The sequence below is a fragment of the Bradyrhizobium sp. GCM10028915 genome, from assembly GCF_042666195.1.
Taxonomy (GTDB): domain Bacteria; phylum Pseudomonadota; class Alphaproteobacteria; order Rhizobiales; family Xanthobacteraceae; genus Bradyrhizobium; species Bradyrhizobium canariense_D.
In genome coordinates this window covers 393,719-418,122 of record NZ_JBHTFN010000070.1, presented here as the reverse complement: position 1 = coordinate 418,122, position 24,404 = coordinate 393,719, and the positions used below count along the sequence as shown (strand labels likewise).

The 24,404-nt window shown below is 61.5% G+C and carries 25 protein-coding genes and 1 tRNA gene; 9 read left to right on the top strand and 17 right to left on the bottom strand.

Going from position 1 to position 24,404, the window contains the following annotated elements; genetic code table 11:
- The first annotated feature begins 250 nt into the window (after positions 1-250).
- On the top strand, positions 251-1,072 hold the full coding sequence (locus ACFQX9_RS35535; protein WP_377791842.1) for an AraC family transcriptional regulator: 822 nt from the start codon (positions 251-253) through the stop codon (positions 1,070-1,072).
- Between the two features lie 72 nt (positions 1,073-1,144).
- Here the strand turns inward: ACFQX9_RS35535 and ACFQX9_RS35530 are convergent, their stop codons facing one another.
- The 12 genes from ACFQX9_RS35530 to ACFQX9_RS35475 all read right to left on the bottom strand — a co-directional run bounded on the left by ACFQX9_RS35530 (position 1,145) and on the right by ACFQX9_RS35475 (position 12,473).
- Entirely contained in the window at positions 1,145-2,368 is a 1,224-nt protein-coding gene (locus tag ACFQX9_RS35530) for an ABC transporter substrate-binding protein (protein WP_377791841.1), read from the bottom strand.
- A 75-nt stretch (positions 2,369-2,443) separates the two neighbouring features.
- Positions 2,444-4,309 (bottom strand): AMP-dependent synthetase/ligase, encoded by a 1,866-nt coding sequence (locus ACFQX9_RS35525; protein WP_377791840.1) that lies wholly within the window; start codon positions 4,307-4,309, stop codon positions 2,444-2,446.
- A gap of 1 nt (position 4,310) precedes the next feature.
- The gene (locus tag ACFQX9_RS35520) at positions 4,311-5,090 is read right to left on the bottom strand and encodes an enoyl-CoA hydratase/isomerase family protein (RefSeq protein ID WP_377791839.1); all 780 of its coding nucleotides are present in this window, start codon (positions 5,088-5,090) and stop codon (positions 4,311-4,313) included.
- Between the two features lie 16 nt (positions 5,091-5,106).
- Complete coding sequence (locus ACFQX9_RS35515; RefSeq protein WP_007594451.1) at positions 5,107-6,240, bottom strand: LLM class flavin-dependent oxidoreductase; 1,134 nt, start codon at positions 6,238-6,240, stop codon at positions 5,107-5,109.
- A gap of 167 nt (positions 6,241-6,407) precedes the next feature.
- Positions 6,408-7,199 (bottom strand): creatininase family protein, encoded by a 792-nt coding sequence (locus ACFQX9_RS35510; protein ID WP_007594454.1) that lies wholly within the window; start codon positions 7,197-7,199, stop codon positions 6,408-6,410.
- Positions 7,200-7,203: 4 nt separating this feature from the next.
- Positions 7,204-7,968: an enoyl-CoA hydratase/isomerase family protein gene (locus tag ACFQX9_RS35505; RefSeq protein WP_377791838.1), complete on the bottom strand. Its 765-nt coding sequence runs from the start codon at positions 7,966-7,968 to the stop codon at positions 7,204-7,206.
- Between the two features lie 104 nt (positions 7,969-8,072).
- Positions 8,073-8,792, bottom strand: coding sequence for an ABC transporter ATP-binding protein (locus ACFQX9_RS35500; protein WP_007594456.1), 720 nt, complete (start codon positions 8,790-8,792; stop codon positions 8,073-8,075).
- A complete protein-coding gene (locus ACFQX9_RS35495; RefSeq protein ID WP_377791837.1) occupies positions 8,785-9,510 on the bottom strand; it encodes an ABC transporter ATP-binding protein in 726 nt (241 codons plus the stop codon). Before ACFQX9_RS35495 ends, ACFQX9_RS35500 begins: the two co-directional genes overlap by 8 nt.
- Positions 9,507-10,538: a branched-chain amino acid ABC transporter permease gene (locus ACFQX9_RS35490; protein WP_007594458.1), complete on the bottom strand. Its 1,032-nt coding sequence runs from the start codon at positions 10,536-10,538 to the stop codon at positions 9,507-9,509. Before ACFQX9_RS35490 ends, ACFQX9_RS35495 begins: the two co-directional genes overlap by 4 nt.
- Positions 10,522-11,532, bottom strand: coding sequence for a branched-chain amino acid ABC transporter permease (locus ACFQX9_RS35485; protein WP_377791835.1), 1,011 nt, complete (start codon positions 11,530-11,532; stop codon positions 10,522-10,524). Before ACFQX9_RS35485 ends, ACFQX9_RS35490 begins: the two co-directional genes overlap by 17 nt.
- On the bottom strand, positions 11,505-11,963 hold the full coding sequence (locus ACFQX9_RS35480; RefSeq protein ID WP_377791834.1) for a flavin reductase family protein: 459 nt from the start codon (positions 11,961-11,963) through the stop codon (positions 11,505-11,507). The genes ACFQX9_RS35485 and ACFQX9_RS35480 overlap by 28 nt, the downstream gene beginning before the upstream one ends.
- Before the next feature lie 156 nt (positions 11,964-12,119).
- Positions 12,120-12,473: a VOC family protein gene (locus ACFQX9_RS35475; RefSeq protein WP_007594462.1), complete on the bottom strand. Its 354-nt coding sequence runs from the start codon at positions 12,471-12,473 to the stop codon at positions 12,120-12,122.
- Positions 12,474-13,148: 675 nt separating this feature from the next.
- Between ACFQX9_RS35475 and ACFQX9_RS35470 the strand changes: the two genes are divergently transcribed.
- Both ACFQX9_RS35470 and ribB read left to right on the top strand, forming a co-directional pair.
- Positions 13,149-13,706 (top strand): Lrp/AsnC family transcriptional regulator, encoded by a 558-nt coding sequence (locus ACFQX9_RS35470; protein WP_245285907.1) that lies wholly within the window; start codon positions 13,149-13,151, stop codon positions 13,704-13,706.
- Between the two features lie 142 nt (positions 13,707-13,848).
- On the top strand, positions 13,849-14,925 hold the full coding sequence (gene ribB / locus ACFQX9_RS35465) for a 3,4-dihydroxy-2-butanone-4-phosphate synthase (RefSeq protein WP_377791833.1): 1,077 nt from the start codon (positions 13,849-13,851) through the stop codon (positions 14,923-14,925).
- Here ribB and ACFQX9_RS35460 read toward each other — a convergent pair.
- Entirely contained in the window at positions 14,884-15,822 is a 939-nt protein-coding gene (locus tag ACFQX9_RS35460; RefSeq protein ID WP_148754953.1) for a helix-turn-helix domain-containing protein, read from the bottom strand. The genes ribB and ACFQX9_RS35460 overlap by 42 nt on opposite strands.
- A 90-nt stretch (positions 15,823-15,912) precedes the next feature.
- On the opposite strand from ACFQX9_RS35460, the gene ACFQX9_RS35455 reads away from it, so the two are divergent.
- From ACFQX9_RS35455 to ACFQX9_RS35445, 3 genes are read left to right on the top strand one after another with little or no spacing between them, the layout of a single operon-like run.
- Positions 15,913-17,976, top strand: a complete 2,064-nt coding sequence (locus tag ACFQX9_RS35455; RefSeq protein ID WP_377791832.1) for an FUSC family protein — start codon at positions 15,913-15,915, stop codon at positions 17,974-17,976.
- Positions 17,973-18,191: a DUF1656 domain-containing protein gene (locus ACFQX9_RS35450; RefSeq protein WP_377791831.1), complete on the top strand. Its 219-nt coding sequence runs from the start codon at positions 17,973-17,975 to the stop codon at positions 18,189-18,191. The genes ACFQX9_RS35455 and ACFQX9_RS35450 overlap by 4 nt, the downstream gene beginning before the upstream one ends.
- On the top strand, positions 18,188-19,090 hold the full coding sequence (locus tag ACFQX9_RS35445) for an HlyD family secretion protein (protein WP_231142541.1): 903 nt from the start codon (positions 18,188-18,190) through the stop codon (positions 19,088-19,090). Before ACFQX9_RS35450 ends, ACFQX9_RS35445 begins: the two co-directional genes overlap by 4 nt.
- 55 nt (positions 19,091-19,145) lie before the next feature.
- Here ACFQX9_RS35445 and ACFQX9_RS35440 read toward each other — a convergent pair.
- Positions 19,146-19,250, bottom strand: a tRNA-Ser gene (locus tag ACFQX9_RS35440).
- Positions 19,251-19,473: 223 nt separating this feature from the next.
- Between ACFQX9_RS35440 and ACFQX9_RS35435 the strand changes: the two genes are divergently transcribed.
- From ACFQX9_RS35435 to ACFQX9_RS35425, 3 genes are all read left to right on the top strand, one after another.
- Positions 19,474-20,202: a LuxR family transcriptional regulator gene (locus tag ACFQX9_RS35435; RefSeq protein ID WP_283018909.1), complete on the top strand. Its 729-nt coding sequence runs from the start codon at positions 19,474-19,476 to the stop codon at positions 20,200-20,202.
- 85 nt (positions 20,203-20,287) lie between these two features.
- Positions 20,288-20,920, top strand: coding sequence for an acyl-homoserine-lactone synthase (locus tag ACFQX9_RS35430; RefSeq protein ID WP_377791830.1), 633 nt, complete (start codon positions 20,288-20,290; stop codon positions 20,918-20,920).
- Between the two features lie 85 nt (positions 20,921-21,005).
- Positions 21,006-21,965 (top strand): LysR family transcriptional regulator, encoded by a 960-nt coding sequence (locus ACFQX9_RS35425; protein ID WP_377791829.1) that lies wholly within the window; start codon positions 21,006-21,008, stop codon positions 21,963-21,965.
- Here the strand turns inward: ACFQX9_RS35425 and ACFQX9_RS35420 are convergent.
- The 3 genes from ACFQX9_RS35420 to trbG are packed head-to-tail and all read right to left on the bottom strand — an operon-like array spanning position 21,932 to position 24,394.
- Positions 21,932-22,177, bottom strand: a complete 246-nt coding sequence (locus tag ACFQX9_RS35420; protein WP_377791828.1) for a DUF2274 domain-containing protein — start codon at positions 22,175-22,177, stop codon at positions 21,932-21,934. The two genes, ACFQX9_RS35425 and ACFQX9_RS35420, sit on opposite strands and share 34 nt — an antisense overlap.
- A 4-nt stretch (positions 22,178-22,181) precedes the next feature.
- Positions 22,182-23,384, bottom strand: a complete 1,203-nt coding sequence (locus ACFQX9_RS35415; protein ID WP_377791827.1) for a TrbI/VirB10 family protein — start codon at positions 23,382-23,384, stop codon at positions 22,182-22,184.
- Positions 23,381-24,394, bottom strand: coding sequence for a P-type conjugative transfer protein TrbG (gene trbG, locus ACFQX9_RS35410; protein WP_377791858.1), 1,014 nt, complete (start codon positions 24,392-24,394; stop codon positions 23,381-23,383). The genes ACFQX9_RS35415 and trbG overlap by 4 nt, the downstream gene beginning before the upstream one ends.
- Positions 24,395-24,404: the final 10 nt, after the last annotated feature.

Here is a 24,404-nt window from a genome sequence, read left to right as displayed (position 1 = left end):
CGTCGGCCGCCTGACAGGTGCTCCCGCTTGGTCACGGCGCAGCATGCCGCATCGCTCAGCGCTCACGCCGCAGTAGCGGGCATCTTGTCGCAGATCAGCGAACTCGACGGCTCGCCGCGACTAGTGACCTGACCTTTCAAAACAGCTAACCTCGGCTAGCAGCAGGATCTGCATCAAAGCTTGACCGACTTGACGAATTGGCAGGATTGAAATGCCGCCCGAGACCGAGTTCGATCGCGAATTTGCGCGAATGGATCTGCCCGATCTTCGGATCAACTATGATCCTGTCGATCCGGATCAGTTCGATCGTCCCGTCACTTCATTCTGTCTCGAAACCAGCAAAGACAATGACGATCTGCCGCTGCACTCACACCGCAAAGGCCAATTGGTCGTCGCATCTCATGGCTCGGTGATGTGCCGGGCGCCTGGCGGCTTGTGGATCGTGCCTCCGCAAGGCGCGGTATGGATCCCGGCCGGCGTGCAGCACAGCAATTGCGTGGCCGATTTCGGCAAACTCTACACCGTGTTCATCGATCCGCAGGTCAGCATGCTGCCGCGGACCTGCTGCACGCTGATGATCACGTCGCTGGTGCGCGAATTGATCCACCGTCTCTCGGTGTTCCCACCGCTCTATCCGCTGGAAGGACCAACCAGCCGTCTCGGCCGCGTTTTGCTCGACGAACTCGTGCAGATGTCGACAACGGATGAAATGTATCTGCCGATCTCCCCCGACGCCCGTCTTCAACACCTCGCGACCTCCTTGTTGAATAATCCGGGCGACCGCAGCACGATGGACGAAGTCGCCTCGCGCTACGCGATGAGCGAGAGTACGTTCGCACGCTTCATCACCAAGGAAACAGGGATGACCTTCGGACGCTGGCGCCAGCGTCTCCACATTCTGATCGCCATGCAGCGCCTCACGGCGGGCACTTCGGTCCAGGCTGTGTCGCTGGAACTGGGCTACGAAACGCCCAGCGCGTTCATCACGATGTTCAAGAAGACGATGGGAAAGAGCCCCCGCCGCTTCCTTGCCGAGCGGTCGCGCCTGATCAATTCGGACGGTTTGCCCTAGTTCGCACGTCCCTGCCTGAGCCTTTGACGACCGCGACCCCACGACGCTTTCGTGGGGCCGCCCGTAACGACGTCAGCGTTTGCTGTAAGGCGCAAGCGGATACTCGAGCGACGCTTCCGCAATGGCCTTTGGAGCCACCACCCGCGGCCTGCCTTTCAGACCCTGCAGCATCACCATCGAACAGTGGATGTTCTGGCCGGTCTCGTCGAACTTGGTGTTGTCGCCGTACATCAGGATCGGCTTCATGTCGGTCTTCTTGAGCGCGCCGTGAATCGCCGCCGACTCCGGCGACGCCGCCCGCGTCACGGCGTCTGCGACGATCTGCACCGCCTCAAACGCGCAGCCCGCATTGGCATCGAACCAGTCATTCGGGTAGTCGGCCGCGAACATCTTCACGATCTTGTCGGTCTCGGCGCCCTTGGGATTGAGCCACAACGCCGACAGAATCGGACCGTCACCATACTTTCCGAGCGCGTCGTGATACGCCTTGTCCGACACGCCGTTGGAGTTGGGCGAAAACACCATCTTTGGGTCCCAGCCCTGCTTGATGCATTCGCGCGCGATCATGATCGCGTCGTTGACGCGCGTGACCGAGATCAAAGCATCGGCACCCGACGCTTTCGCCTTGGCGACCTCCACCGACAGATCCTTCGCTTTCTCGTCATAGGCAATGTACTGCGCGATCTTGAGTGGAACATCCACTTCCTTCCACGCCTGATCGATGCTGGCCGCCGTCGACTGCCCCATCGTGTTGTTGAGATGGAGAACGACCGCGCTGCTCGGCGGATCCTTCAGCGTGCCGAGCACGGACTTCAGCTCGGTCAGCGATTGCCGCACGATGGTCAGCGACGTGGGATAATAGCGGAACACCTGGGTGAAGCCCTGCGAAGTCACCTGGGTAGCGCTCGCGATGTGGACCACCATGGGCACCTTGGCGGCCTCGCAGGCCTGCAACGCCGAAATGGTGGCGCCGGAATCCCACGCGCCGATCAGCACGGCGCAGCCCTGCCGGATCAGGCTCTCGGCGGCAATCCGACCGTTCTCCGGACGGCTTTGCGTATCGGCGTGAACGATCTCGATGTCGAGGCCGAACTTCTCACGCGCGAATTTGACGCCGAGATCGATGCCGCGCACGCAGGCTTGACCGGGAAACGCCAGCACGCCGCTGCTGGGCATGATCGCTCCCACCTTCACCTTCGTGTTCGCCGCAAACGATGGCCTAGATACCAGGCCTGCCGCAATTCCCAATCCGCTTCCTACAATCGTCCGCCGCGTGATTCCGCTTCGCTTGGTCATCTCAACGTCCTGTTGCTAAGGGGTGAAATCTCTCTCGACTAGTGGTTTCGTACGTTTGAGGAGCGACCGCCGACGTCAAAGGCCCATCTCGGCCTTGATCAATTTCTCCTCGGATTCGTCGTAGAGCGACGCGATCAGCGACTGATAGCGCTCGTTGATCTGCTTGCGACGCTTCTTCCGCGTCGGCGTCATCACGCCATTCTCGAGCGACAGCTCCTCCGGCAGAATGCGGAACGCCTTGATCTGCTCGGCTCGCGCCAGCCTTCCGTTGGCCCTGCCGATCTCCGCCTCGATCAGCCGGTTGACGATCTCGGAGCCTGCCAGGTCCGCGTAACTCGCGATCTTGTCGTCGCGCGACTTCGCCCAGTCCATTGTGGCGGTGGCATCCACTTCGATCAGGGCGGCGAGATATTTTCGCCCCTCGCCGATCACAGCCGCCTCGGAGATGAACGGGCTGTGCCTCAGCTGGTTCTCGATCTGAGTCGGGCTGATCGATTTGCCGTTCGACGTGTTGATGATCTCCTTCTTCCGGTCGACAAGCTTGAAGGTTCCTTCCGGCGACACTTCGACGATGTCGCCGGTGTAGAGCCAGCCGTCGCGAAGCGCCGCTTTCGTCTCGTCCGGCTTGTTCCAATAGCCCGCGAACAATCCCGGTCCACGGACGATCATCTCGCCGTCCTGGAGCACGGCGGTTTCCCAGGCCGGATCCGGCAGCGGGACCCCGACGTTGCCGGCCTTCGGCCACTCCGCCATCTGCACCAGATTGGCACCGACCAGTTCGGTCTGGCCGTAGCACTCCTTGAGCTGCAAGCCCCACAACTGCCACAGCGACATCAGCTCGGATGGCATCGCCGCCGACGAGGTGAACGCGACCTTCAGCTCGTCGAAACCGACCTCCGCGAGCAGCGGCAGGAACACTTGCTCGCGGCAGGCCGCGAACAGTTTCGAGACGAAGGCATCCTCGTGGCCGCGCTGACGGTCTTCGAGCGCCCTGCGCGCGATCGTCATGGCGAGCGTGTAGTTCTGATCTCCCGCTTCCCCGGCGGGATGCACTTTGCTGAGGATCTGTGTCGCAAAGCGCTGGTAGAACCGCGGCGGCGCCATATAGTAGGTCGGCTTCACCTCTTTGATCGTCTGGGCGAAATCCGCGGTCGTCTCGCCGAAATATGGAACTGCGTCGGCGATCAGCGGCAACGTGGTCGCCTGCCCGCGCGCCACGGTGTGCGACATCGGCAAATGCACGACCACCCGGTGCTCCTCTTCGCGCATGCTGGGGCCGAACAGGGTGATGCAATGAACGCCGGCGAGAATGGAAAGGTGCGTCAGCATGGCGCCTTTGGGGTTTCCGGTCGTCCCGGACGTATAGCCGATGCTGACGACATCGGACGCCTTTGCTGTCGCGCTCTCCTTCTGCAGATAGTCATGCGCATCGACATCGAGTGCTCCAACAAAGTCGGCCAGCGACTTGATCGACGCCGAGGCCTCGCCGGTCCAATCCAGGTCGAGCACGATGATGCCGCGGAGCTGCTCGGCCCGACCGGAGGCGAGCACGATGCGAAGCTGCGGCTCCCCGCCGACGAACGCGAACTTCGCGCCTGAATCCGTGAAGCAGTAAGCCACTTCTTCGGGTGACGAGGTGAAGTACACGCCCACCATGACGCCGCCGGCGCACATCGTGGCCATGTCCGCGATCAGCCATTCCTCGGACGAATCGCCCATGATCGCGACCCGATCGCCGCGCTCGAGACCAGCACGCCGCAGCGCGCTGGCCAGGTTCACGACACGCTGCGCATAGGCGCCCCACGTCATGGCGGTCCAGGCGCCGTGACGCTTTTGTTGCAAGGCGATCTTGTCGGGCCGCTCCGCGAGTCGCGCGGCCAAAAGCTGCACGACGGTCGTATCCGCCAACTGGGCGCCGGATGTCATCTCAGCGACGTTCATCTCAGCGCTCCGCGAAACGCTTGCGCTTGGCTGCGAATGCGGCAACCGCCTCGGCCCGCTCGGGCGACTTGAACGTCAACATCTCCAGCGCCGCAGAGGTGTCGAGCAGCAGGTGGGCGTACTGCTTGATGATCTTGTTGACGCTGTACTTGGTCCACACGATCGATTCCTTCGGCCCGCTTGCCAGCAGTTCGGCGTATTCGATCGCGGCATCGAGAACGTTGCCGTCTGCGACCACCTCGTTGATCATGCCGATAGCAGCCGCTTTCTCGGCGGAGATGAATTCGCCGGTCATCAGATAGTGCTTCGCGCGTACCGGCCCCATCAGCAGCGGCCAGATCACCGCGCCGCCATCGCCCGCGACGACGCCGGCATTGACGTGCGTGTCGGCGAAACGGGCTGTCGAGCTCGCATAGATCACGTCGCAGAACAGCGCGAGCGTGGCACCCAGGCCGACCGCGACACCGTTGACGGCCGCGACGATCGGCACTTCGACTTCCAGCATGTTGCGGATGAGGTGGCGACCGCTGCGCGTCGGCGACGGCAGCGTTCCCTTATCCAGCGACTTCTGATCGCCACCAGAGCAAAATCCGCGGCCCGCACCGGTGAGAACGATCGCGTTGACAGAACTGTCGTGATCCAGCTTGACGAAGACGCCTTCGAGCTCCTCGTGCATCTCCCAGTTGATCGCGTTGAGGATCTCCGGGCGGTTCATCGTGACGATCGCGACGCCAGTGGCGCGCTGCTCGACGATCAGGTACTTGTAGCCGTATTGCGACATTGATTTCACCGTTCGATTACTGCTTCTGGGTCCGCATCAGCCGGATCTGCCCGAGGATCTCCTCGGTCGGCCGCACGACATTGTTCCCGTCGTTGAAATGCGGGATGACGTAGCGACCGACCATGTCGATCGCCTCCATGATCTTTTCGTGCGGGACGGAGTCCATGTGCAGCAGCACCTCGTCGATACCCATGGCCTCGAACTTCTCGATCTGACGAATGACCGTATCGGGGCTGCCGCACACCGTCGTGGCCGACTCGTTGACCAGATAGTCCCAGTCGTTGGCGGCGCGCTCCATCGACGGCACGCTCTCCCCCATGTATTTGTAGTCGTCGGCAATCGCCGCGAGACGCGGATAGGCATCGGTCGAGATCTTGGCATAGTGCATTAGCGGGCCGGCATAATCTGCCTTGGCCTGCTCGTCCGTTTTCCCGATGCCGATGAACAGCGGAATGCCGATACGCGGACGCTGCAGCGGTCCCTCCGCGTCGCACTTCCAGTTCTTTTGATAGGCGTCGATCAGCTTCTGCTGAGCTTCCCAGCCCTGATAGATGTTGCTGCTCATCACGGCGAAGCCCTGCGAGGCCGCCCAGAGATGACTGCGCTCGCTGGTCGCCGCGATCCCGATCACCGGATGCGGCTTCTGCAGCGGCTTCGGAACCAGCTGGCGCGGAGGGATCTGGTAGTACTTGCCGTCAAACGTGAAAATGTCCTGGCGCATCGCCGTTTTCAGCAGCGCCAGTCCTTCTTCCATCTGCGCCAGCGTTTCGTTCGGATCGACGTTGAACGCCCGCATCGCGATGGTGGTGTTGGCGCGGCCGCCGTAGAATTCCATGCGGCCGTTGGACAGGATGTCGGTCACGGCAAGCCGCTCGGCCGAACGCAAGGCGTGATTGATGCGCTGCGGCATCAGCGTCACCGCCGCGCGCAGCTTGACGCGCGACGTCACCGCGGCCAGATAGCCGAACACCACTTCGGGCGCCGAGCTCGAGATCCCGCCCAGTGCCACGTGCTGCTCGGAGAGCGCGACGCAGTCGAAGCCGACCTTCTCGGCCAGACGGACTTCGTCGACCAGTTCGTGAAGCCTGCGCGAGTAACTGTGGCCGACCTGGGTTTCCTGTTCAGACCAGAACCCAAACGTAAGTGCCATGTCTCAATCCTTTTAGCTTGCGAGATGGCACAGGGTTTCATAGGCGTGGCGATATTTTCGCCCGAAAGCCGCGTTGCGTAGTAACGCTTTCCGAATTTTATGCTGTCAGCATTCGCAACATGGTAGACGCCCCGGGAAGCTTCGCCACGCAGCGGACGGGCTGACCGTCAACGGCGGGCGCTGGCGGCTCCGGCCTCGCTATCGAAGGTCTTGATCAGCAACTCGGCGACCGCCGCGAGGCACGCTTCGCCGATGGCGTAGCTCGAGCCGATCGGACTTCCGATCACGCCGTTCTGCGAAACCGATCGGATGCCGTTCTTCCACATCAGCTCGAGATCAGCCTCCGACAAGCCGCCAAGATGGCCCACCTCGAAGCGGTCCGGTCTGACGCTGTCGGGCCTAATGACCATCATCAGCGACGTCTCGGCGATGTCGGCGTGCCCGCCGACGGCCGACACGTCTCCTCCGGCTTCGCGCACCGCATCGCGCCACGTGTCGATCCATTTCGTCGAGTCGAAGAACGCCAGGATCTCGACATCCGAGGGGACGGCCTCGCGCAAGCGACCGAGCATGTCCTTCAGGACCGGAAAATTGCCGATGTGACCCGAGTGAATCAGGATACGCTTGAAGCCGTGCCGCGCCAGGCTTGTGCAATAATCGACACAAATCGCTTCCAGCGTCTCCGGCCGTAGCGAGATCGTACCCGCGAATGGCAGATGGTGAGACGAGCAGCCGACCGTGATGGTCGGCGCCACCAGCGTGTTGCCGCGGCTGCGCGCGATCCGCTCGGCCAGAGCATCGGCATGATCCGCATCCATGCCCAAAGACAAATGCGGCCCATGCTGCTCGACGGCCCCCAGCGGGATCACTACCGTCGTGCACCCATCGGCCAGCGCCGCGGCGACTTCCTCGTGGCTCATCTGCTCCAGATAGATCTGATCGGGATATCCGCGCGTCATCGGCTCAGCCCTTACTGTTCTTCGACAAAAATCTCGCACGCGCGTTGGTTGAGCTCTCGGCTGTGACATAGGCATCGAGGTCGGCCACGGTCATTTTTTCGAGCGCCTGATCGCTCATTTGCGCGGTGAGGTTGAGCGATCGCTTGATGGCATGGAACAGCTTGCGGTCTTTCTGCCGCAACACGCCGCACACGTTTCGCGCACGGGACGCGACCTCCTCGGTCGGGACGATCTCATTCACGGCGCCGATCGCCACGGCGCGCTCCGCGCCGACGAGCTCGCCCCAGTAGAGCAGCTCTTGCGCCGCCCGCACGCCGAGCTTCTCGACGGCCCGGCGCATGCCTTTGGTCACCGGCAGCAGGCCATGGTTGATTTCCGGAAATCCAATCTTGCACACCGCATCGGCCACAACATAGTCCGCATGCAGCAGAAACTCCAGGGCGCCTCCGACCGCATAGCCGCGGACGGCGCAGACGATCGGGCCCGGATAGTTCTCCATCGCCACGAGGAGTTCGTGGAAGAACCGGATGCGCGGCCTCGCGACGTCGATCCCGACGACTTCCTTGATGTCGCCGCCTGCGCTGAAGAAGCGGTCGCCGCTTCCGGTGAGCACGATGCCGGGCGGATTCTCGTCGTCGGCAAGGCGCCGGATCGCCTCCAGCAACTCGACGATGAGTTGCGCATTCAGCGCATTGGCCGGCGGCCGGTTCATCGTGATCGTGACCAGGTCTTGATCACGCTCGATCAGGAGAGAAGTGGCAGTGTTCATCAATGAGACCCAAGCGAGAGGCGGCTGCAACAGCCGGGAGCGGTGGACCGAACGGCGGCGCGACGAGAGCCGCAACGCCCGACGCCTCGCCGAGACGGCGCGCCTCACAATCCCAGATAGGCGCGCTGGACATCGGGGTTCTCGAGCAGATCGCGGCTAGATCCATGCAACACCACGGAGCCGTTCTCGAGCACATAGCCGCGGCTGCTCATCGCGAGCGACTTGGCGACATTCTGCTCGACGAGAAGGACCGTGATGCCCTGCTCGTTAAGGGATTTGACGACGCCGAACATCACATCGGTCAGCGCCGGCGAAAGTCCGATCGACGGCTCGTCGAACATCACGATTTCTGGCTTCGACATGATCGCCCGACCGATCGCCAGCATCTGTTGCTCGCCGCCGGACAGCGTGCCGGCGAGCTGGTCGCGGCGCTCGCGAAGTCGCCCGAACAGCTGATAGACGGAATCAAGCGTATTTGCCAGGTCGTGCCTGGCCCGCTTCAGCGAGCCGCCGATCAGCAGATTGTCCTCGACGGAAAGCGCACTGAAGATCTGGCGGCCCTCGGCGACCTGAGCGATGCCCATTTCGCAGATGTCCCACGGCGGTCGCCGCGAGATTTCGACTCCGTTGATCCTGACGGAACCGCGCGACGACGGCACGATCCCCGCGATTGATCGGATCAGAGAGGTCTTGCCGGCGCCGTTGGCGCCGACCACGCAGATCAGTTCACCCTTGCCGATGCGGAGCGACACGCCGTTCAGCGCATTGGAGCCGTCATAGGCCACGCACAGGTCGTCGATTTCGAGAAGCGCGTCGTCAGGCATGGAAACCGGCTCCCAGATAACTTTCCAGCACCGCAGGATCCGCTACCACCTCTGACGGCTTGCCCTCGGCGATCTTGGCGCCGTGGTGAAGCACCACCACGGTCGACGCCACTTCCATCACGATCCGCATCACGTGCTCGACCAGTAGGATCGTCAGTCCACTCTCGGCGAGCCGGTGCAGCACGCCGACGACGCCGGCCGCTTCGGTCGGACGCAGCCCCGCCATCACTTCGTCGAGCAGCAGCAACTTAGGGCGAGTCGAGAGCGCCTTCGCCATCTCGAGCATCTTGCGATCGGGCAACGTCAACTGATCCGTCCGGGCATTCGCCTTGCCGGCGAGCCCGACATTTTCGAGCGACTCATACGCCTTGTCCCGCGCCTCCTTGACGTTCGTCGTCCAACTGAAGGCGCCCACCATGGCATTCTCGAGCACCGACATATCTTTCATCGGCCGGACGATCTGGAAGGTGCGCGCAATGCCCATGCGGCACACCGCTTCGGGCGGCTCGCGCTCGAGCGAACACCCCTCGAACAACACCTGCCCGGCGGTCGGTCTCAGCGCCCCGGCGACGAGATTGAAGCAGGTGGTCTTGCCGGCGCCGTTCGGCCCGATCAGGGCGGTGATGCGGCCTGCCTGCAGTGAGAAGCTGACGTCATTGACCGCGACCAATCCAACGAACGCTTTGGTCAAGTTCTTCACTTCGAGCAGCGCGGTCATTCCTCGGCCTTCCGCAGTTGTGAGATCCGGCCGCGCGCCGGCAGCTGGATCGCCCCGTAGAGCCGGACGATCGCCGGCCAGATGCCGTCGGGCAGAAACCACACGACCAGGATCAGCACCGCCCCGTAGGCGACGCTGTTCAGTCCGGGGAGCCCCAGGCTGTCGCCGAGCGCCCCCATGGCGTGATGCAGCGGGATCGCGGCCATCGAGCCGACCAGCGGGCCGAATGCAGTGCCCAATCCGCCAACCACCGGGCCGATCAGGACATCGACCGAGATCGCCATGCCCATGATCGAATCCGGAAAGATCGCGCCCTGCACCAGGCCCAGGACGCCGCCGCCGATCGCGGCCGTCGCGGCCGATATCGAGACCACCAGCACCTTGTGGCGAAACGTCCGCACCCCCAGCGCGCGGGCGGCCTCGTCGTCGTCCCGCATCGCCCGCCAGACATAGCCCCAATAGGACCGCGAGATCAGCTCCGTTCCCGCGACGCCGATGGCCGCAAGCGCGAGCGCGACGAAGTAGTAAAACCGCGCGTCACCGCGCAGCATCCCGAGGTCCATCGTGCCGCTCGGCGCCTGATAGAACAGGCCCTGCATGCCGCCGACATAGTCCCACCCGCCGAACATGATCCGGGCGAATTCGGCGGCTGCGATCGTGAGCAGCGCGAAATAGATGCCACGGACCTCGAAGCGGAAGCTCAGCCACGCCAGCACCGCGCCGACGAAGCCCGCAATCACCGCGCCCAGCAGCAGACCGATCCACGGGGTGACGCCGTATTTGATGTTCAGGATCGCCACCGCATACGCACCGATTCCAACGAACAGCGCGTGACCGATGGATAGCTGCCCGCCGATCCCGAGCATCAGGTTCCACGATTGTCCCAGGAAGGTGAACAACAGGACGATCGTCAGAAGCGAGATGACGTAGGCGTTGGACATGCCACCCACCATGGCCAGGGCGGCGAAGACCAGAGCGCCGGCGCCCCAACGCTTGGTGTCGCTGGCTTGATCAGATGTCCTTTGCACCGAAAAACCCCCTCGGACGTAAAATCAGGATGATTATCAGGAGCGCGTAAGGGAGTGCAGTTTTCATCGACGGCGTGAACATCAAGGCCGCGATCGCTTCGGCGACTCCGATCGTCAGGCCGCCCAGAAGAGCGCCGCCGAAGCTGCCGAGACCGCCGACGATCACCGTCACGAAGGCCAGCAGCGTGAAGTCGACGGCGAGATAGGGTTGCGCTTCGAACAGCGGCGAGATCAATGCGCCGGCGACGCCAGCGCAGGCGGCTCCGATGCCGAAGGTCACCGCATAGACCCGAGGGATATTAAGCCCGACCACCAGTCCGCCGAGTCGATTATTGGCGGCGCCCCGCAGCGATCGGCCGAATGCGGAGTACTTCAGATAGGCTCCCAGTGCGGCGATTAGCAGGCCGGCCGTAGCGGCCGCCTGGATGCGGGCCCAATCCAAGGTGAGCGGTCCCACGCTCACGGTCTGGAAGGACAGCTGAGACGCCGTCGGCCGCGGATCCGGACCGAACGACATCAGCAATACGCCGCTGAAAAGCAGTGAGAGGCCGATGAAGACGATAAACTGATAATGATGCGGCCGATTGACGAACCGCTTCACGACGAGCGTCTCCAGCAGATAGCCGAACACGAACATGACGACCGCGGCGACCGCAGCGGCTAGAAAGATCGGGACGTCCCAAATTCGAACGGTCCAGTATCCGATGTAGATCCCGAACACGACCATCTCGCCATGAGCGAAATTGACCACGCGCATGACGCCGAAGATGATCGTGAGACCGAGCGCGACGAGCCCGTAAACCAGTCCGATGAGCACCCCGCCGGCGATGACATTGAGCCAGAGCGACAGCATCAGCGACCGACCGCTGATGGATGCGCGATGGAAAGTCTTCGTCTTCCTTGCATGCTGATCGGTTCCATCTTGGCTGTAGCGGAAACGTAGCGGCGCCTGACGTCGTCTGTGTTTCAGACCGCCTTTGGCGCGGCGAAACATCCGTCGATGTAGACGAGCGACTCACATCCGGCTCTCGTGGTCTGAGCCACCACCTCTCCGGTGAAAATGGTGTGACTACTGTCGCTGTAAGCATTCACCACGCGGCAATCGAAGCTGCAGACCGCGCCGACCAGACTCGGTGCTCCGGTTTTGAGATCGCACCACAAACCGTCGCCGAAGCGGATATCGCCCTTGCTGCCGTCCTGCCCGGAAAACTTGAGCGCCAGATCGCGATGCTCGACCCCCAGAATATTCCAGCAGAACGACCGACTGCTGAGAATGGTGTCGTGCGCACCGGCAGATCGATTGACGCAAACCAGCACGCTGGGCGGAGCCGCCGACAGTGAGCAGCCCGCCGTCAGTGTCAGACCATGGCGGTTCGGCGCCCGGCCTGTCGTGACGATCGACACGGTGCCCGGCACGCTGCGCATTGCAGCGCGGAATGCTGCGGCATCGAGTGGGCTCGTTTCGGACAGCGGCGGTGTTGCGGACGGCATGGCTACGACCCTTGGATTCATGGGATGGATGCGCCCTCTTTGTCTGGTTGTGAGTCCGGGCATGCAGCGCTGCCCCGGTGAACGTCTGAGCTATCCGGCTGCTTGATAGAACTGGATGACGTTGCCGCCCGGATCCCGCACCTTCACCGCACGGCCGTGACTGGCCATGTCCCGAACTGCGCCGACTTGCGCCCCCATGGCTGCGGCACGCTCCATGGCGGCCTCGAGGTCATCGACATCGAAGACAAGAACGGCATCTTGCAGCTGGTCCGAGACCGACTCCGTCGGTCCGGCGACGCAGAACGCAGCCGCATCGCTCACGAACTGGATCCACTTGCCGGGGTCAGCGAAGCGCACCTTCAGACCCAGGCCTTCGTAGAACTCGGCCAGGCGTCCAGGATCGTTCGCTGTCAAATAGACTTGCTTCAGTTTCACGCTCGACATCCAAACCGTCGCTACCCAAGTGCGATCGTGGGTGGATAGTCGCCCGAGCCTCTCAGCATTACTGCTTGAACAACGCCTGTCACAGAAACTTCATCAGCATTTTATGCTGTAACAACTTGTCGAGTCGCTAGATCCAACTCTGCATCCGGCCGATCTTTGCCATTTTCTGGTTGACGAGGGTGGGCGTCGTTGCTGCCGAACCTTTTGTCTCACGCAACGCCCGCGGCGTGGTCAGCGAAGTGGGACCAGGGCCACACGCGACGACAGGCGGTTGTACGAAACAGGCAGCTCTCGACATCGAGCTCTGCTGCACATCCCGTCAAGTGACACGGGGAGCCAATCGATGGAGCGGCGGGCATTACATCTTGACCGAATCCGCGGATCAACGTCGGCCTGCATATCGCATACGCAAAAAATGTATCAGAATTAGGCAACTAACCTCCTGATCGCAATGCACAATGCGAAGGTTGACGGTTTTTCAATATAAGTCGATGATTTGTCGAAATCCCACAAGCGCAATTGCGGTTAGCTTTTACCACGCGATTGTCATCACCCCGCAAACGACGGTGATACGCGCCGCAGAAGACTGCCATAATTGGGAGATACGCGATGTCAACGACCTCTCTCGACAGAATAGATATCAAGATCCTCAACGAGCTCCAGCAGAATGCGAGCTTGACCAATGTCGAGCTCGCATCACGCGTGAATCTCTCGCCGTCGCCGTGTCTGGCACGCGTCAGAACACTCGAAAAGCTCGGTGTGATCGATCGACGGATCGCCCTTCTCGATCCCGCCGTGCTCGGCATTGGTGTAACGGCTTTCATCCAGATCAAGCTGGAAAAGCAGGTCCAGACGTCCCTCGAGAATTTCACACGATCCATCGACCGGCTGGCCCAGGTAATGGAATGCTATCTCATGACCGGTGAGAGCGACTACATGCTCCGCGTCATGGCGGCCGACATCGAAGATCTCGAAGACCTGATTGTCAACAAACTATCCCGCATCCCCGGCGTCAGCAGCATTCGATCAAATCTGGCCCTCAAGCGCATTTCGTACAAGACCGTGCTGCCGATCGACACCAATCGGCCGGTCACCGTCAAGGCTTGCGCCAACCCCTCGCGCCCTCTGGAGCGCTCACCAAGACCCCGATACGACCCAACTGGTCCTTTGCTGTCCGATGCGCCGATCGGGCTGGACACCAATCGTCCCAGCTACAGCGTGGAAAGACTATGAGGCGCCCCGCCATGCGCTCCGGCCAGTTGACAATAATGGTGAAGTTAAGATCGGCAGAGTGCTCGAGCGGCGCTGCGAGCCTGACAATCCGCACAAGACCCAACGCGACCACCCGTCGGTTCCAGCGAGCAGAGCGACCGAGATGACGGGTGTGATCGAAGCGGCCCTGCAGGCGCTCGCCGACGGCGAAATCGTCGTGGTCACCGACGACGACGATCGCGAGGGCGAAGGGGACCTCATCGTTGCCGCCTCGCGGTGTACCGCTGAGAAGATGGCCTTCATCATTCGCCATACATCGGGAATCGTCTGCGCTCCGATTACCCTCGAAGACGCGAGACGCCTGCGGCTTGACCCGATGGTTGTCAACAACGACTCGGCTCACACCACGGCGTTCACCGTGTCAGTGGACTACCGGCCGGATAACGGTACGGGCATCTCGGCCGCAGAGCGGGCCTCGTGCTGCCGTGCACTCGCCAACCCCAACGCTGGCGCCGGCGATTTTTGCCGGCCGGGACACGTCTTCCCGCTGATCGCAAAAGAAGGGGGCGTACTCATGCGCTCGGGTCACACCGAGGCCGCCGTCGACCTGTGCAGACTGGCAGGTCTCGAGCCGGTCGGCGTCATCAGCGAACTGATGAACGACGATGGCTCGGTGATGAAGGGGCCGCAAGTCGCGGCGTTCGCCGACAAGCACAAGCTGAAACAGGTCACCATCGCAGACCTCATCAGCTTCCGGCAGGCCCGCGAGACGCTGATCGAGCGCGTCTCGAGCGTCACGGCGGAGAGCCCGATCGGCCCGCTCCAGGGCTATTCGTATCGCTCGCCGTTCGACCCCATTCATCACGTCGCCTATATCTACGGAGAACTGGGCGACGGCACCAACGTCCTTACGCGCTTCTACAAACCCAACATCCTGCGCGATTTGTTCTCGGGTCAGGAACAGGCCAAGATGAACGTCATTCTGCAACGCTTCAAGGATAATGGCAGCGGCGTGCTCGTCTATCTGCGCGACGGCGCGGCGGGCGTTCCGCCTGCGCCGCTAGGCCCGATCAGTTCGCGCGAAGACGACCGTAATCGGCAATGGCGCGAGATCGGCGTCGGCGCCCAGATCCTGCGGGATCTCAAGATCAGCTCCATCCGTCACCTCACGTCGTCGACGCATCACTTCAAGGGACTGTCAGGCTTCGGCATCGAGATCGTCCGAAACGAAGCGCTCTAACTCCAGCCATCCGCGTTGCGAAAGTCCATTGAGCGCGTCCCGCACCTCAGGCATCCGGCGAAGCTTGCAGTTCGTCTCGCGGCAGGTCTCCCCCGGGCCAGCCTGGCCGGCCTCGCGCTCGGAGAAGTAGCGCGCCGGCGATTTGCCAAGCGCCTTCTTGAACATGGTGATGAACGCACTCACCGACTCGTAGCCGAGCGCCTCGGACACGGACTGAACCGTGTTGCCAGCAGACAATTTCTGGATGGCGACGATGATCTGAAGCTGCTGACGCCAGCGACTGAAGGTCATGCCGGTCTCGGCGAGCACAATGCGCATCAGCGTCCGCTCGCCGAGCGCGACGGCTTGCGCCCACTCCGCCACGGTCCTACGGTCGGCCGGATTGTCCATCAAGGCATCGGCGATCATACGCAGTTTCGAACTCCGCGTGATCGGAAGATGCAGCCGTTCGGTCGGCATGGCGATCAACTCGTTGAGGAGCACCGCGGCGATCTGCGCGGGCGGGCCGTCGGGATCGTAGAGCGGGGGCAGCGTCGCCATCCGATGGATCAGCTCGTGCAACAGCGGTGAGATCGACAGCGTGCAGCATTCCTGCGGCACGCTCGCCGCATCCATGTCCACATAGAGAAACAGCAGGCTGGCGTTGCCGCTGACGCGATTGCTGTGGGGCATACCGCCGGGAATCCAGACGCCGCAGCGCGGCGGGACCATCCACAGGCCGCTCGGCACTTCGCACGTCACACCGCCGCGCTGGGCGAGGACGAGCTGTCCCTTGCGATGGATATGAACCGGCAGTTCGTCCTCCTGCTCCCGGGTATCCACCATGCCGGCCACGATCGGACGGTCCAAAATGTCAGGATCGAACCGCCGATAGTGCTGATAGAGCGTGCCGCGCATTGTCATCCTTTAGCAATTAATTGGCAGAATAACGAAATTCTCTCGACGCAGCAACGCCTATGGTCTCCGTGCTTCACGGACGATCACATCATGCCTTCACCATTTCTGTCTCGGCTTCTCGCAGCAGCAGCGCCCGGCCGGCTCGATCCGAAATGGGCGCTGTTCTCGGCGAACTCCTTCATCGCGGCAATGCTCGCGATCTATTTTGCCTTCCGGCTCGGATTGGAGCGGCCGTATTGGGCGATGCTCACGGTCTATCTGACCGCACAGCCGTTCGCCGGCGCGGTTCGGTCACGCGCCGTCTACCGCTTTGTCGGGACATTGCTGGGCGCCTGCGCGGCGCTGGCGCTGGTCCCGATCCTGGTCGATCAACCCGCGTTATTGTCGGTTGCCGTTACCGCATGGGCCGGACTCTGCCTCTATATCTCCTTGCAGGACCGCACGCCGCGCAGCTATGCTTTCCTGCTGGCAGGCTACACCGCGACGACAATCGCGTTCTCGAGCGTCAACGTTCCGGCGATGGTATTTGTGACCGCGCTGTCGCGTGTCGAGGAGATCCTGCTCGGCATCGGCTGTGCGACCCTGGTGCACACCCTGCTGTTCCCGCGCGACGTCACTACTCCTGTGCTGAAATCCCTCTGCGCCGCATTGTCGGACGCCTTCGCCCGGACCACCGATGTGCTCTGCGCGCGCGTCGACAAGGCACCGAATACGGGGCGCTGGAAGCTCGCTGCGGACATCACGCAAATCGAGATCCTGTCGACGCACCTGCGCTACGACACCGCCGCGAGCAAGCCGGACCTGCGCGCCATCGGTGCCGTGCAGGACCAGCTCGCATTGGTCTTGCCGATGCTGCTGTCGGTGGAGGACGGACTCGCCGCCTTGGGAGAGCGGCGCTCGGCCGAGTTGAACCACCTGCTGTCTGAACTCGCCGACTGGACACGTGCGCCGGAGCGATCACCGGCCACTTCCGACGAACTGATCAGAAAGTGCACATCGTTCGAAGCGACCTGTTGCAACGATCGCAGCGAATGGGATCGGCTGATCGAGGCCGGAACCGCGGCCAGATTGGCCACGCTGATCGAAGCGCTGGCTGCCGCGCGAAACCTGTCGCGCGCATTGCACAGCGGTGCTCACCCTGCCATTTGGAGCCAAGCTGGCCTGCGGGATCGACACGTGAGGCGCCGCCTGCACAGCGATCCCGGCCTTGCCGTTCTGTCGGTCGTGGCTCTTAGCGTCGCCGTGCTCGGCTGCTGCACGGTCTGGATCACGACGGCCTGGCCGGAAGGCGGCGTCGCCACGCAAATCGCCGCCATCGCCGCGGCGCTCTACAGCAGCCTCGACGATCCCGCGCCAACGCTGATTTCCTACGCGCTCTGGACGCTGGCCTGCCTGCCGATCGCCGCGATCTACCTGTTCGTGATCTTCCCGGCCATCACCGGCTTTCCGATGCTGGTGTTCTCGCTGGCGCCGACCTTTCTGGTGATCGGCTATCTGCAGGCCAATCCCCGGCATTTCATCAAGGCGCTGGCGCTCGGTCTCGGACTGATCAGCGCGCTCGACCTCCAGAACAAATTCAGCGCCGACTTCGCTCTATTCATCAATAGCAATGCGGCTGCGATGATCGGACTTCTCACAGTGTTCATCGCAATTCGATTGCTGCGTTCACTGTCAGCATCGGGAGCGGCGCAGCGTCTGCTGCGCCACGGCTGGTCCGATCTGGCGAGGCTGGCTGCTGCACGGCGGCCGATGAGCCGCGCCAGATGGACCAGCATCATGCTTGATCGATTCGGCCTGGTGATCCCTCGGCTGGCTGGCGCGACGACGGACATCGCGGTGGAAGCCCGTCCTTGGCTGCAAATCGGCCTCGATCTGCTCGCGCTCAGGCAAGCCGCAGTGCACGAGGACGCGCGCAGCGACCCTGGCCTCCAGCAGCTTCTGCCGATGCTGTCGCAGGCATTCCGCTGGCTGGCCCGCGGCAACGCGAAACTGAAGCCTGACGTTGCGCGCGCCCTTCTGGCCGCGATCGACAACGCGCTGTGCGACACGCGCAAAGACACGACCGCCTGCCAGCAGCGAACGCTCGCGCTGATCGGCCTGCGTCGGACGATGTTTCCGGATGCTCATGCTTTGTCCAGCAAGGCCATGCCGTGAACGAAGAAATCGCCATTGCCGGCGTCTACGTTCCGACGTTTGCGCTGGCCTGTGCTTGTGCGCTCGCGGCCTTCTTTATCGCCTCCGCGGCCAACCGCAAATTCATCGGCGTCGATATTCGAAGGTATGCGTGGCACCCCGCGCTGCTCGACCTCGCCGTCTTCGTCATTCTGACCAAGATCTTCTACGCTGTTCTGGGAAAGCTGCCGCTATGACAACGATGAGTTCGATGTTTCCCCGCATGATGCTCACTGTCCTGATGGTGAGCGTCGCGGCACCGGTCGGCATCGGCATGTGGGAGCATTATGAGGCGGCACCATGGACACGGGACGGCCGCGTCCGCGCCGACATCATCGCCGTTGCCGCCGATGTCTCCGGGCTGGTCGACGAGGTGCTGGTCCGGGACAATCAGGTCGTCCGCAAGGGCGATATTTTGCTGCGGCTGAATCCCGACCGTTTCCGCCTCGCCGTCCAACAAGCAGAGGCGTCTCTGGCCAACCGCGAAGCCGCCGCGGAGAAGGCAGCGAGCGACCGCGTACGATACGAGAAGCTGAGCGAAGGTGTCGTGTCGCAGCAACAGCGCGAGACGATCCGCGCTACGGATTTGCAAGCCAAGGCGCTTTATGGTCAGGCCGTGGCCGACCTTCAGATCGCGCAGCTCGATCTCGATCGATCCGAAATCCGGGCACCCGCGAACGGCCGCGTGACCAATTTCGATTTACGGCCCGGCACCTATCTCGCCGCGGGGCGCGGCATCATGGCGCTGATCGACATCGACACCGTGCGTGTCGAAGGCTATTTCGAGGAGACCAAGATCCCGCGGATCCACCTCGGTGACGCCGTTGACGTGAAGCTGATGAGCGGAGCGACGCTGAGCGGTCGGGTCGAGAGTATCGCTGGCGGAATCGAGGACCGCGATCGAAGTTTGGGGTCCAGCCTGCTCGCCAGCGTCAATCCATCGTTCTCTTGGGTCAGGCTCGCCCAGCGCATTCCGGTTCGGGTCCGCATCCCGCGCAAAGATGTCGATCGCCTGATCGTCGGAACGACTGCGACGGTGCAAGTCAATGTTGGAAACCGCAACGCACCGCCAAACACCATGGGCGTTTTACGGTAACGCTCGGTAACGCGCTCAGCCGGCGCCAAGAAAATCTAATGAAAACAAAGCCGAATGGCGCGCCCGGAACGATTCGAACGTCCGACCCTCAGATTCGTAGTCTGGTCCGGAGCATTGAAACAACTAGCGTTTGTTACCGTAGCCGCATCACATTCGGCGCTTTGGGGGTGACGGCTGCGATTTCGGCACAAAATGCCGGGGGCGTTATGAGAATAGGCAAAGACAAACTGTACGAGGCACGACGTTGTGGTGTTTGGTACAAGAGGGTCTTGCCTTGACTTCACCGGCCGCGAAGCGCGGCTCTTTGGTCACTTGTTGTAGGCACAATCAACGAATTGGGCGAGATCTCTGCTCTCGCACCATGCACGGCTTGCTTGGCAGCGATGCACCGCATCTTTCAAAATTTCATTGATCTCCTAGCGACCGCAGAAGATCTTCAAGACTTCTCCAAAGCCATGGCGGACACAGCGACCGCTTTGGACCTATCGTGTTTTGCCTATCTAGCCCTCCAGCACTCAAGCAAAGGCAAACCGCGCCTAATCTCTACATATCCATCGCGGTGGGTAGCACACTATCTACGAAACAATTATCAAGTGCTTGATCCCGTCATCGGAGAAGCTCTTCGAAACCCCGAGCCCTTTCGATGGGGGGTTAATTTCAACTCGAAGTTCACATCGAAAGCACAGCATCGGCTTTTCGAAGAGGCCGCGGAATTCGGAATTCGGTTTGGCTTTACGGTGCCCATTCACGATGGCCACGGCCCCATCGCTGCATTGACCTTTGCCGTTGACCAGAGCCGCCCACAATTCGAACGGTTCATTGAATCGCATGGACGCGTTCTTCAGCTAATGGCGATGTATTTCCATGCTCATACCCGGCGAAAGCTAGCAAATGCACACGAAATAGAGGGGGCATGCCTATCCCCGCGCGAGTTCGAATGCTTGGAGTGGGCAGCTCGGGGCAAGAGCGCTTGGGAGATTGGATGCATTCTCGGCATCTCGCGCAACACGGTTGCCTTCTACCTAGAAGGCGCGAAGAAAAAACTCGGTGTTCGGACGATTGTACAAGCGGTAGCCCGCTTAGCCGCCGTGAAAAGAAAAGAGCAAAATTAGGGACGCAGCCCCCCTACAACTACAGGTAATGACTTAAGATCCGTGATCCGCTCCAAAGGTGGCGATGTACACACCTGGAGGGACTATGATTCAGCTTATCACACCACCCTTGTATGGCCAGTTCGCCGAAACTCTCGTCGAAATGCATCGGCTACGGTATCGCGTTTTCAAGCTTCGCATGGCATGGGACGTTCAAACCAGTGGCGACATGGAGATCGACGATTTTGATGCATTGCATCCCGCTTACCTAACCCAGCTATGTGACAACGGGCAGGTGCAAGGTTCCGTACGCCTCCTCCCCACACTTGGCCCGACCATGCTTTGTGACACCTTCCCCGCGCTTCTTGAAGGCCGACCGGCGCCGTCAACTCCTCTCGTTTGGGAAAGTAGTAGATTCGCAATCGATGTTGCTGCCGATGCCCCGAAAGGGGACCACGGTATCACTCGTGCTGCTTACGAGCTGTTTGCGGGAATGGTCGAGTTCGGGCTCTCACGACAACTCACTGACATCGTCACCGTAACGGACGTCCGTATGGAGAGAATCCTTCGGCGAGCCGGCTGGCCCCTACGGCGCATTGGCAATCCTTCCGCAATTGGCAACACCTTAGCCGTGGCGGGTTACCTGGAGATTTCGCGCGATATTCTGGCCAGCCTTCGTAAAGCCGGCGGTCTTTCGGCACCGGCCGTTTGGACGCCAGTAATCTTCGCGGCCGCCTAGAACGGTCCATGTCAACAAACGATATGCGCGTCCCCGCCTAGAGCGGGGACGCCGTATCTTGCGCTTTGCCTGGCGAGCTATGAACATGACGGATATTAAGATCAGGAATCATCGGCGGAACGCAGCCAGAGCTATTGACCTGCAACAGCTTCGACTGGCAGTTGTCGCTTGTGATTGCGGAAGCTTTCGACGAGCCGCGGAGGCGCTTGCAATCAAACATACCGCCTTCAGCCGCTCTATCGGTCAACTCGAGCACCTCGTGGGTACTTCACTGTTTGAGCGTTCAAGCGGAGGAATTAAGCCTACTCAGGCTGGACAGGCCATTCTGCGGATCGCACGGTTGATTCTGGAACAAGTCGACATGCTCGTTGACACCGGGAGGTCCGGTGGTCGTGGAGAGACTGGCCATCTTGTGATCGGCTTCTTCACCTCCATGTCCACCGGCAATTTGCGAGCGACGATAGGTGAGCTTAAGAAGCTGCTCCCACAGCTCGAATTGGCAACGATGGAGCGCTCTCGCTTCCGTCTGATGACTGCGCTAAGTAGCGGAACCGTCGACGTTGTCGTTAGCCCTGGACGTCTGCCTTCAAGGGGCACCAGATCACTATTGCTCTGGAGCGAACGCATCCTGATCTCGCTGCCTCAGGATCACTGCCTCGCGTCACGTGAGATCATCTATTGGACCGATTTGCGTGACCAGACGATTCTTGTAAGCGAGTATGATCCCGGACGAGAACTTGAGGATCTGCTGATCTCGAAACTCCTACTACCCGACGACCGACCCAGGGTGCAGCGCCATGACGTAAGCCGCGGCATTATCAAGAGTCTGACGAGTATGGGCATGGGGCTCAGCCTGGTGATGGAATCGGATATTGGTGCAAGTTTTGCAGGCCTCGTGTACAGGGAGTTGCAGGACGGATCGGGACCAAGCCGGTTGGACTTCTATGCGCATTGGCGCGATGACAACGAAAATCCGGCTCTGAAGCGTTTCCTCGATCTACTGGCAGAGCGCTATCCCTCGCCCCCGGCGGCTCTCGGCGGATGACCGGTTCGCCTTGCCTTTGCAAATCCGCGGTCCGTGGCCATGAAGCGGGCCAGCATGGGCGCGACCAGCTTTGTCGGATCGATCCGCTGCCCGCTTTCGCGTGCCATTGCCTCTGCATAGGCAACAAGATCCCGATGCACAGATGCCGGAAGTTCAACGGGGACCTTGACCGGCTTGTCGTCGGGCAGTGCTCCTATTCTAAGCTTGGGCATGCTGTTACCCCCCGTATGGCACGAGTATGAGATCACGATTGACGAGAACACGGACCGGAAAACCAGGTCGTACGGTCAAAGTAGGTTGAATATTGAGGCTGCGCCGAACCACCTGCTGTCCAGTTTGGTTTAGTGAGTCGGAGGCGCCATGCCGCAATGCCTGAATGATGGCGCTGTCGTTTCTATTGGTGTCGGAGCCTGCGCCTACTTCCGTCCCGACAGCCAAGAACGTCGATAACGCAGCAGCCTTTAATAGTTCACCCAGATGATTGTCGACCTGGTCTTCGAGCCCCGCGTAGCCTGCGCTGTCAGCACCAGGCTGCCGCTCCAGAACGATCGAGCGGCCGTTCGGCATGATTAACCGGGTCCAGACCAGCAGCACTCGCGACTGGCCGAACGAAACCTGGCTGTCATAACTGCCGATCAGCTTCGCTCCTTGGGGCACGAGCAAAAAGCGGCCGGTCGGAGTGTCGTATAAATTCTCCGTCACCTGCGCTGTGACTTGGCCGGGAAGGTCTGACCTGATCCCGGTGATCAGCGCTCCTGGAATCACCGTCCCGGCCTGCACAATGTATGGTGAAGCGGGCCTGCTGACGCGGTCAGGGCTCACCGTGCGACGGTCCACAGAAGCGCTCACAAAGGCAAGTTTTCGGTCCTGCGCGTTTTGCGCGGATCCATCCTCGCCGGTGCTCGTTGCGTTCAGCGGCACGACGCGCTCGCCTCCAGCTGCCACCGCGGCGAGTGGACGCACTTCTCTCCCGTTGGTCGAAGCGAACAGATGGCTGATACGGGCCGCCTCGCTCTCCTGATCCCGACGTTGCTGTTCCGGATCTCCGCCGGCCGCCGGCGACTGGCCTTGAGCGGCCAGGATTGGCCGTCCAAGATCGCCTGGGAGCGGCGGACCAAGCTGCGGCACGGTTTGGCGTGAAGTATAGTCCTTCGGCAGCGCCTCGATACCATCGGCAATATTGTGATGATCGGTGCTATAGAGCTCGTCGGTTGCCTGGTTGCGTGGGGGATTGCTTTGCAATGACCACAATACGGCTCCGCCGATAATCAACAGGGCAACCGCGCTCCCTCCCGCCAGTACCTTGCGAGACAATCGGGTAACCCGCGGAGGTTCGGCTCGGAGGCGGAAGCTCCTGGATTGCTCCTCCGGTGTTTGCGGCGGAATCGCCTCCGGATGATGTTCGTTCTGCGTGTTCATGACGACGGCCTCCCGTCGGTCCTGACAATTCTGACCTTCTGCTGGTGCTCACTGCCTAGCCGCAGTTCTGCGGCTGCAAACAGCCGGTCCACGATCAGCACATTGCCGTGGGCACGATAGTTGACGAGTTCGGTCTTGCCGTCCGGGCCGATAACGAAGAGCGGTGGCATCTCGCCCTGGACGATCCCTTGTGGGAATTCGATATAAACTTTCCGGCCGTCATCATAGGCCGCTAGCGGCCGCCAAGGCGGACTGTCGCCCTCGATCGCATACCGAAACACACGCTGCGCTGGATTTGGAATGACGGGTCTAAGGGCGACTGAGCGCGACCGTTCGCGAACGGTTTCCGGATAGTACCAGGCAACAGACGGCATGTACGGCCGCTCGCGGGAGCGGAGCTCGATCAGGTAGGTGCGCCGGTCGGTATTGACGACAAGATTGGTCCCGATCGACGCCCGCGTCGGCTTGACCAGGATGTGGACGCGACGCGTGTCCCCGCTCCCGCTCTCGGTATCTCCGACTACCCAGCGCACGGTATCTCCGGCCGCGATCGGTCCAGATCCCGTCAATTGCTCTCCCTCTTCCAGCGCAATGTCCGTGATCTGTCCCGGAGCGGCGTAGACCTGGTAGAGCGCACCGGGGCTGAAGGCGTAAATTTGCGCCGCGTTAAAGTATCCCCTTTTGCACGGCTCGACTCGCGCCGCGCTATTTGCGGTCTCAACCCGGCTCACGGGTTCAGCCTCTTCCTTGGCCCCCGACTTGCCGCCGAGAACCGGTTTCCATAGCGGCGGAACGTGAAGCGGCTGAGGTCGGTCATCGAGTGCCGCTGGAGGCACTGGCAAGGGCGGGACCTCCGCGTCATAGCTGATTTCCGGCGGAATGTAGGTGGCGCATCCAGCAAGGGCCGATGTGCCAAGCAGCAGAGCTGATAAAAGGGCTCGCCTCGAAGCCACGAGCTTGCACCTGCTCGAGCTGAACCTGCGATATTGGATCGGACCTTTTGAATGCATGTTACGCATC